The following is an 8,101-nucleotide window of genomic DNA, read 5'->3' as shown; positions in this document are numbered from 1 at the left end:
GAGCAAAAAAGAACGACGCATTGCAAATCTCAAACGTTCACAACAGTGCGTCGTTGTGTGCGGTGCATTATAGGGATTTTTTTACGCCATGCAAGTGCTTTTTTCAAAAAAATTTAAAAAAATGATCTTTTGATTAAAAGAAAAACGGATCGAATAAAATTTGGCTGGATTCTGCTACTTAATTAAACATTTCAGAACGCGAGGTAACTCCACAATAGAATCCAAAAGATAATCAGCCATGGATTCTCCTTCTTCCGTTATCGCTTTTCCTGTACGAACCAATACATTTGTTTTCACTTTCGCACCGATGCCGGCTTTCAGATCATCCACTTTATCGCCAATCATCACTGATTTTTCAGGGTCAATCTTCAATTCGTCTATTGCTTGCAACAACATACCTGATTTCGGCTTGCGACAATCGCATTCTTCTTTATATTCCCCTTTACCATCCGGGAGGTGTGGGCAATAGTAAATCCCATCCAAATCTACACCTTGCTCTGCCAAGGACCAATCCATCCATTCTGTTAATTGTAGAAATTGATCTTCAGAAAAATAACCGTGCGCAATACCGGATTGGTTTGTCACTAAGACCAATAGATACCCCATCGCTTTTAACTCACGTAACGCATCGATTGCCCCATCAATAAATTTAAACTTATCGATCTCGTGCACATAGCCATAATCTACATTCAACGTACCGTCGCGATCTAAAAAAATTGCTTTATTCATTTTCACTCTGTGATTGCCCCAATTTTCAAAATTATCCCTTTAATTCTATCAATTAGCAAATATAAGCTATAACCAATCCATCTAAAAAAGATCCCACGATATATTGACACGGCAATCTAGACGTCTAGAATACCGAAATAAATTTGAAAATAGTAAGAGAACAAGGGCTTATATGATTAAGCTAAATAATATTACGAAGATTTTTGAGTTAGCGGGAAAAAAGCTGACCGCACTTGATAATGTTTCGCTCAATGTTGAGAAAGGGCAGATTTGTGGTGTCATCGGTGCATCTGGCGCGGGGAAAAGTACACTTATTCGTTGCGTAAATTTATTAGAAAAACCGAGTAGTGGTTCAGTAATTGTGGATGGGGTGGAACTTACCCAACTTTCTGATCGAGAATTAGTTCATGCCCGTCGCCACATTGGTATGATTTTCCAACACTTTAATCTTCTCAGCTCACGCACTGTATTTGAAAATGTTGCCCTCCCATTAGAATTGGAAGGCGCATCAAAATCAAAAATCCAAGAAAAAATAACCGCACTTTTAACACTGGTCGGTTTAAATGAGAAACGTGACGCCTATCCAAGTAATCTTTCCGGCGGACAAAAACAACGTGTAGCCATTGCTCGTGCTTTAGCAAGCGATCCAAAAGTATTATTATGCGATGAAGCCACGAGCGCATTAGATCCGGCAACCACACAATCTATTCTAAAATTACTAAAAGAAATCAACCGCACTTTGGGCATTACTATTTTACTCATCACCCATGAGATGGAAGTAGTGAAACAGATTTGTGATCAAGTAGCGGTAATTGATAAAGGACAATTAGTGGAGCAAGGTACTGTCGGAGAAATTTTTTCAAATCCAAAAACCGAGTTGGCACAAGATTTTATTCGTTCCACATTCCATATTAATTTACCGGATGAATATTTGGAAAACCTGACCGATACTCCTAAACACAGTAAGGCGTATCCAATTATTAAATTTGAGTTTACCGGTCGTTCTGTCGATGCGCCATTACTGTCACAGACATCAAAAAAATTTGGTGTGGAACTCAGCATTTTAACGTCACAAATTGATTATGCAGGCGGTGTGAAATTTGGCTATACCATCGCGGAAGTGGAAGGTGATGAAGATGCCATTACACAAACTAAAATTTATTTAATGGAAAATAATGTACGCGTGGAGGTACTCGGTTATGTTCAATGATTTCTGGACAACATTTAGCCAACAGCTCACGCCACAAATGTGGGGCGTTGTTGCAGCGGCAACGTATGAAACCGTCTATATCAGCTTTGTCTCTACTTTATTGGCTGTTATTATAGGTTTGCCTGTAGGCGTATGGACATTCTTAACCGGTAAAAACGAAATTTTACAAAATAAACGTACACACTTTATTTTGAATACCATCATTAACATTGGTCGCTCGATTCCATTTATCATTTTACTTTTGATTTTGTTACCTGTAACACGCTTTATTGTCGGCACTGTACTTGGCACAACTGCAGCCATTATTCCATTAAGTATCTGTGCAATGCCTTTCGTGGCACGTCTAACCGCTAATGCCCTAATGGAAATTCCTAATGGGTTAACCGAAGCGGCACAAGCAATGGGCGCGACTAAATGGCAAATCGTCCGTAAATTTTACTTACCTGAAGCACTGCCAACCCTGATTAATGGGATCACGCTTACTCTCGTGACTTTGGTGGGCTATTCTGCCATGGCGGGAACACAAGGCGGTGGCGGACTTGGAAGCCTTGCTATCAATTACGGTGTATATCGCAATATGCCTTACATCACTTGGGTTGCTACCATTATCATTGTTCTTTTCGTAATGATTAGCCAAAAACTCGGTGATACACTGGCGAAGAAAGTGGATCATCGTTAGAACACAACTTACTGCTAACTAAAAGAGGAAACCTTATGAAACTAAAAAATTTATTTGCTATTACAACCATCGCATCCGCCCTTGTTCTAACAGAATGTAAAGATGATAAAAAAACCGAAACCGCAGCAACTACACCACTTAAAATCAAAGTCGGGGTGATGTCAGGTCCAGAACATCAAGTGGCAGAAATTGCAGCAAAAGTAGCAAAAGAGAAATATGGGCTAGATGTACAATTTGTAGAATTTAATGACTATGCATTGCCAAATACTGCAGTTTCTACCGGTGATTTAGATGTAAATGCAATGCAGCATAAACCTTATTTAGATCAAGACACAAAAGCCAAAAACCTAAATAATTTGGTGATCATGGGCAATACCTTTGTTTATCCGTTAGCGGGTTATTCTAAAAAAATTAAGAATCTGAATGAGCTGCAAGAAGGCGCAAAAGTAGTCGTGCCAAACGATCCAAGTAATCGTGGACGTGCATTGATTCTGCTTGAGAAACAAGGCTTAATCAAACTTAAAGATGCTAATAATCTATTATCTACAGTATTAGATATTGTTGAAAATCCAAAAAATCTAAATATCACCGAAGTGGATACCTCTATTGCTGCTCGCGCATTAGATGATGTTGATTTAGCCGTCGTAAATAACACCTACGCCGGTCAGGTTGGCTTGAATGCACAAGATAATGGTGTTTTTGTGGAAGATAAAGATTCGCCTTACGTAAACATTATTGTCGCACGTACCGATAACAAAGACAGTAAGGCCGTACAAGATTTCGTGAAATCTTATCAAACCGAGGAAGTGTATGAAGAAGCTAAAAAACACTTTAAAGATGGTGTTGTGAAAGGCTGGTAATTTTTTAATTAAAGAAGCGGTTCTTTCATTAATAAAGATAGGATTAGTCATCAAAAAACTAATCCTATTTTTTAGGATTAGAAATAGCCATTTTCAAAACATAAATTCAAAAGGTTATACTCTCTCAAATCCCTTAAATCTTTATATAAAAAAACCGCACTTTGCATAACAAAGTGCGGTTAAATTTTTCAAAGTTTTCGTCGCGATTATAGCGATGCTTGATCTACTGCAACGCCAGCACCCATTGTGGTAGAAATGCTAACTTTCTTAATGAAGATACCTTTTGCGGTGGTTGGTTTTGCTTTTGTTAAAGCAGCCAATAATGCTTGGAGGTTTTCTTTTAATTGCTCTTCAGAGAAGTTTGCTTTACCAATTGTGGTGTGGATAATACCGTTTTTATCGTTACGATAACGGATCTGACCAGATTTCGCATTTTTTACAGCTTCAGCAACGTTTGGTGTTACAGTACCGACTTTAGGGTTTGGCATTAAACCACGTGGACCTAATACTTGACCTAATTGACCAACAACACGCATTGCGTCAGGAGAAGCGATAACTACATCAAAGTTCATCTCGCCTTTCTTGATTTGCTCCGCTAAATCTTCCATACCCACTAAGTCAGCGCCCGCTGCTTTTGCAGCATCTGCGTTTGCGCCTTGAGTGAATACAGCTACGCGAACTTCACGACCTGTACCGTGTGGTAACACGGTTGCACCACGAACGTTTTGGTCAGATTTGCGAGGATCAATACCTAAGTTTACTGCAACATCAACACTTTCAACGAATTTAGCGGTTGCGAATTGTTTTAATAACGCAATTGCTTCGTTGATTTCATATGCTTTAGTAGAATCTACGCCAGCTTTGATTGCTTTCATTTTTTTAGTCAATTTAGCCATCGTATTATTCCTCCACCACTAAGCCCATAGAACGAGCAGTACCAGCGATTGATTTCATTTTGGTCTCAATAGTCGCACCAGTCATATCTGCCGCTTTTGTTTCAGCAATTTGACGGATTTGATCTAAGGTTACTTTACCCACTTTATCTTTGTTCGGCTTACCTGAACCAGATTTGATACCCGCTGCTTTTTTCAATAATACGGCAGCCGGTGGAGTTTTAGTAATAAACGTAAATGAACGGTCAGCATATACAGTGATTACAACTGGAATTGGTAAACCTTTTTCTAAGCTCTCGGTACGAGCATTGAACGCTTTACAGAATTCCATAATGTTCACACCTTGTTGACCTAATGCCGGACCAACTGGTGGTGATGGGTTTGCCATACCTGCTGCAACTTGCAACTTAACGTAGGCTTGGACTTTTTTTGCCATTTTAATTTTCCTCTAATTGGGTCATAGCGCTATAAATAGCTCCCCGATGATTTCGACACTGTTCATAAAAGATACTGTGCCATACAAAAATATAAGCCGATAAACGGCTTATAAATAGGTTGCGGATTATATAAAAAGGACGATTGCTTTTCAAGCAATTCAAATTAAAACACCAAGAAAATCACTAAAAAAATAACCGCACTTTAAAAACAAAGTACGGCTATGATTCAACATCATTGTAAATATCTGGGTTAGAGTGTCTTTTCTACTTGACCAAATTCTAATTCGACCGGAGTTGCCCGACCAAAGATAGAAACTGATACTTTTAAGCGACCTTTTTCGTAATCGACTTCTTCTACCGTACCATTGAAATCAGCAAACGGCCCTTCGGTAACACGCACTTCTTCACCCGGGTGATATTCGTTACGGTGGCGTGGTTTCTCTGCACTTTGTTCTAAACGATTTAAAATTGTATCTGCTTCACGTTTAGAAATCGGAGCCGGTTTATCCGGTGTTCCACCAATAAAGCCCATTACTCGTGGTACACTTTTCACTAAATGCCAAGTGTCATCGTTCATTTCCATCTCTACAAGCACATAACCGGGAAAAAATTTACGTTCACTTTTACGACGCTTACCTGCTACGTTTTCAACGACTTCTTCCGTAGGCACTAAAACTTCACCAAATTGATCTTCCATTTGGTGCTGTTTAATATATTCACGCAAAGTCAATGCTACTCGGCTTTCAAAACCGGAAAACGCTTGTAGCACATACCAACGTTTTTTTGATACTGTTGTTTCTTCTGTCATTTTAGAATCTCAAATCGGTTAAAAAGTTAATAATTGATACGATAATAGAATCTGTCGCCCAGAAAAATAATGAAGCAACAACCGTCACGCCCATTACAATCAACGTGGTTTGACGTGCTTCTGAACGAGTTGACCATACAACTTTACGTGCTTCATTTCTTGATTCTTTAAAGAAATTACGAGCCTTTGTACCTTGATTGGTAATTGCTGCGAAAACAAAGGCTACTACAAGAGTAATCGCCACGCCAATTACACGAACAGGCGTCGAATAATCTTTTTGGAAATAAGCATTGCCAATGGCAGCAACGGAGAAGAAAGCCACAACCAATATCCAAAGTAACGTATTTAAGCCTTTTGATTTACCTTCTACCGGCTCTTCTGTTTTTTTCTTTTTATCAACAATTTCAGTTGCCATAATTGAATCCGTTTAAAAAGGGGAAATAAGAATAAATTTAAGAACATGCGATTGTAGCATTTTCCTCGCCCATTTCCTATTGAAAAATGAGTAAGCCAGAAAACAACCAAAAAATCAACCGCACTTTTTATATAAACAAACGCTAAGCGCGATAAACCAACTTAGGTGCTTCGTTGCCAACAATCGTTGATTCATCAACGATCACTCTTTCCAGATTTTCAATGGATGGCAAATCATACATGGTATCAAGTAGCACAGCCTCAACAATTGAACGTAAACCACGCGCACCGGTTTTACGCTCAAGGGCTTTCTTAGCCATCGCATTCAATGCTTCCGAGGTAAATTCTAATTCCACGTTTTCTAAACCAAACAATGCTTGATACTGTTTTGTTAGTGCATTTTTAGGTTGGGTAAGAATTTGCACCAATGCATCTTCATCTAACTCACTTAGCGGAGCAATCATCGGTAAACGACCGATAAATTCCGGAATTAAGCCAAATTTCATCAAATCATCCGGTTCCACCTGACGGAATAATTCGGACAGAGATTGATCTTCTGTCTCTTTTTCCACTTTTGCATCAAAACCAATGCTTGTCGCAGTTTGAGTACGCTTACCAATAATTTTATCCAATCCGGCAAATGCGCCACCGCAAATAAATAAGATTTTTGACGTATCTACTTTCAGCATTTCTTGTTGAGGATGTTTACGCCCCCCTTGCGGCGGTACTGAAGCAATTGTCCCCTCAATTAATTTCAACAACGCCTGTTGTACGCCTTCGCCTGATACATCACGAGTAATAGATGCACTTTCCGACTTGCGACTGATTTTATCAATCTCATCAATATAAATGATACCCTGCTCCGCTTTTTCAGTATCGTAGTCACAATTTTGCAGAAGTTTTTGCAGTACGTTTTCAACGTCTTCGCCTACATAGCCTGCCTCAGTCAATGTCGTTGCATCCGCCATCGCAAAAGGTACATTTAAACGACGAGCCAAAGTTTGTGCAAGTAATGTTTTACCGCTTCCCGTTGGACCAATCAGCAAAATATTACTTTTACCTAGTTCAACCTCATTACTTTCATGGTTGGTACGTAAGCGTTTATAGTGATTATATACCGCCACAGAGAGCACTTTTTTCGCATAATCCTGACCGATTACATAGTCGTCTAAATGCGCTCGAATTTCATGAGGTGTCGGCAATTTAGCGTCATTTTCAACCGCACTTTCAGAGGTTTTTTCGCTATTATCTTCGTGGTTTTCTTCCAACATTGAATGACAAAGTTCGATACACTCGTTACAAATATAGCCCTCTGTTCCGGCAATCAATTTATCGACTTCACTTTTTTCTTTACCACAAAAAGAGCAATGTAAATCTTTATTTTCCGTTGTCATCTTTAATCCTTAACGTTTAATCAACACCTCATCCACTAAACCATAGGCTTTCGCCTCTTCGGCAGACATAAAGTTATCACGATCGGTATCTTGCTCGATACGTTCAATGCTTTGCCCCGTGTGGAAAGCTAAACGTTCATTTAAGGTATGTTTAATTTTCAAAATTTCTTGCGCATGAATTTGAATATCCGATGCTTGACCACGGAATCCGCCCAACGGTTGGTGAATCATCACTCTCGCATTCGGTAATGCGGCACGTTTACCTGGTGTACCGCCAGCCAGTAGAAACGCCCCCATAGAGCATGCCTGTCCAATACAGAGGGTTCGTATATCCGGTTTGATAAATTGCATGGTATCATAAATCGCCATACCGGCAGTCACCGACCCTCCCGGCGAATTAATATAAATATTAATATCTTTAGTCGGATCTTCTGATTCTAAGAAAAGCAATTGTGCAACAATCAAATTTGCCATGCGATCTTCGACTTCACCACTTAGGAAAATCACACGTTCTTTTAATAGACGGGAATAAATATCGTAAGAACGTTCGCCTCTTGAGGTTTGTTCTACGACCATAGGAATTACGCTCATTTTTGCCCCTAATCATATAAAAAATCGGGCAATATCTTACTCGATTTTCAGTTAAAACAAAAATGCGGTCGAAATTCACTATAAAT

General features: G+C 39.3%; 10 protein-coding genes. 3 read left to right on the top strand and 7 right to left on the bottom strand.

Going from position 1 to position 8,101, the window contains the following annotated elements:
- Positions 1 to 174: 174 nt before the first annotated feature.
- Positions 175 to 729, bottom strand: coding sequence for a D-glycero-beta-D-manno-heptose 1,7-bisphosphate 7-phosphatase (gene gmhB, locus BKK47_RS02580; protein WP_077493361.1), 555 nt, complete (start codon positions 727 to 729; stop codon positions 175 to 177).
- 172 nt (positions 730 to 901) lie between these two features.
- On the opposite strand from gmhB, the gene metN reads away from it, so the two are divergent.
- Genes metN through BKK47_RS02565 form a run of 3 tightly spaced genes read left to right on the top strand, consistent with a single transcriptional unit; the run spans position 902 to position 3,478 of the window.
- A complete protein-coding gene (gene metN / locus BKK47_RS02575) occupies positions 902 to 1,939 on the top strand; it encodes a methionine ABC transporter ATP-binding protein MetN (RefSeq protein WP_077493360.1) in 1,038 nt (345 codons plus the stop codon).
- Positions 1,929 to 2,618: a methionine ABC transporter permease gene (locus tag BKK47_RS02570; protein WP_077493359.1), complete on the top strand. Its 690-nt coding sequence runs from the start codon at positions 1,929 to 1,931 to the stop codon at positions 2,616 to 2,618. The genes metN and BKK47_RS02570 overlap by 11 nt, the downstream gene beginning before the upstream one ends.
- 35 nt (positions 2,619 to 2,653) lie before the next feature.
- Positions 2,654 to 3,478 carry a MetQ/NlpA family lipoprotein gene (locus BKK47_RS02565; protein WP_077493358.1) on the top strand — a complete coding sequence of 275 codons (825 nt, stop codon included), beginning with the start codon at positions 2,654 to 2,656 and terminating at the stop codon, positions 3,476 to 3,478.
- Between the two features lie 206 nt (positions 3,479 to 3,684).
- Here the strand turns inward: BKK47_RS02565 and rplA are convergent, their stop codons facing one another.
- The 6 genes from rplA to clpP form a co-directional block, all read right to left on the bottom strand.
- Positions 3,685 to 4,374, bottom strand: a complete 690-nt coding sequence (rplA, locus tag BKK47_RS02560; RefSeq protein WP_059365973.1) for a 50S ribosomal protein L1 — start codon at positions 4,372 to 4,374, stop codon at positions 3,685 to 3,687.
- A gap of 4 nt (positions 4,375 to 4,378) precedes the next feature.
- Positions 4,379 to 4,807, bottom strand: coding sequence for a 50S ribosomal protein L11 (gene rplK, locus BKK47_RS02555; RefSeq protein WP_007241834.1), 429 nt, complete (start codon positions 4,805 to 4,807; stop codon positions 4,379 to 4,381).
- Positions 4,808 to 5,058: 251 nt separating this feature from the next.
- Positions 5,059 to 5,616, bottom strand: coding sequence for a transcription termination/antitermination protein NusG (gene nusG / locus BKK47_RS02550; protein WP_018356870.1), 558 nt, complete (start codon positions 5,614 to 5,616; stop codon positions 5,059 to 5,061).
- A 1-nt stretch (position 5,617) separates the two neighbouring features.
- A complete protein-coding gene (gene secE, locus BKK47_RS02545) occupies positions 5,618 to 6,031 on the bottom strand; it encodes a preprotein translocase subunit SecE (RefSeq protein ID WP_077493357.1) in 414 nt (137 codons plus the stop codon).
- A 142-nt stretch (positions 6,032 to 6,173) separates the two neighbouring features.
- Entirely contained in the window at positions 6,174 to 7,424 is a 1,251-nt protein-coding gene (clpX, locus tag BKK47_RS02540) for an ATP-dependent protease ATP-binding subunit ClpX (RefSeq protein ID WP_077493356.1), read from the bottom strand.
- Positions 7,425 to 7,433: 9 nt separating this feature from the next.
- Positions 7,434 to 8,015, bottom strand: a complete 582-nt coding sequence (gene clpP / locus BKK47_RS02535; RefSeq protein WP_077493355.1) for an ATP-dependent Clp endopeptidase proteolytic subunit ClpP — start codon at positions 8,013 to 8,015, stop codon at positions 7,434 to 7,436.
- Positions 8,016 to 8,101 lie beyond the last annotated feature (86 nt).

Source organism: Rodentibacter mrazii (genome assembly GCF_001998825.1).
GTDB lineage: Bacteria > Pseudomonadota > Gammaproteobacteria > Enterobacterales > Pasteurellaceae > Rodentibacter > Rodentibacter mrazii.
This window is presented reverse-complemented; position numbering and strand designations above follow the sequence as displayed.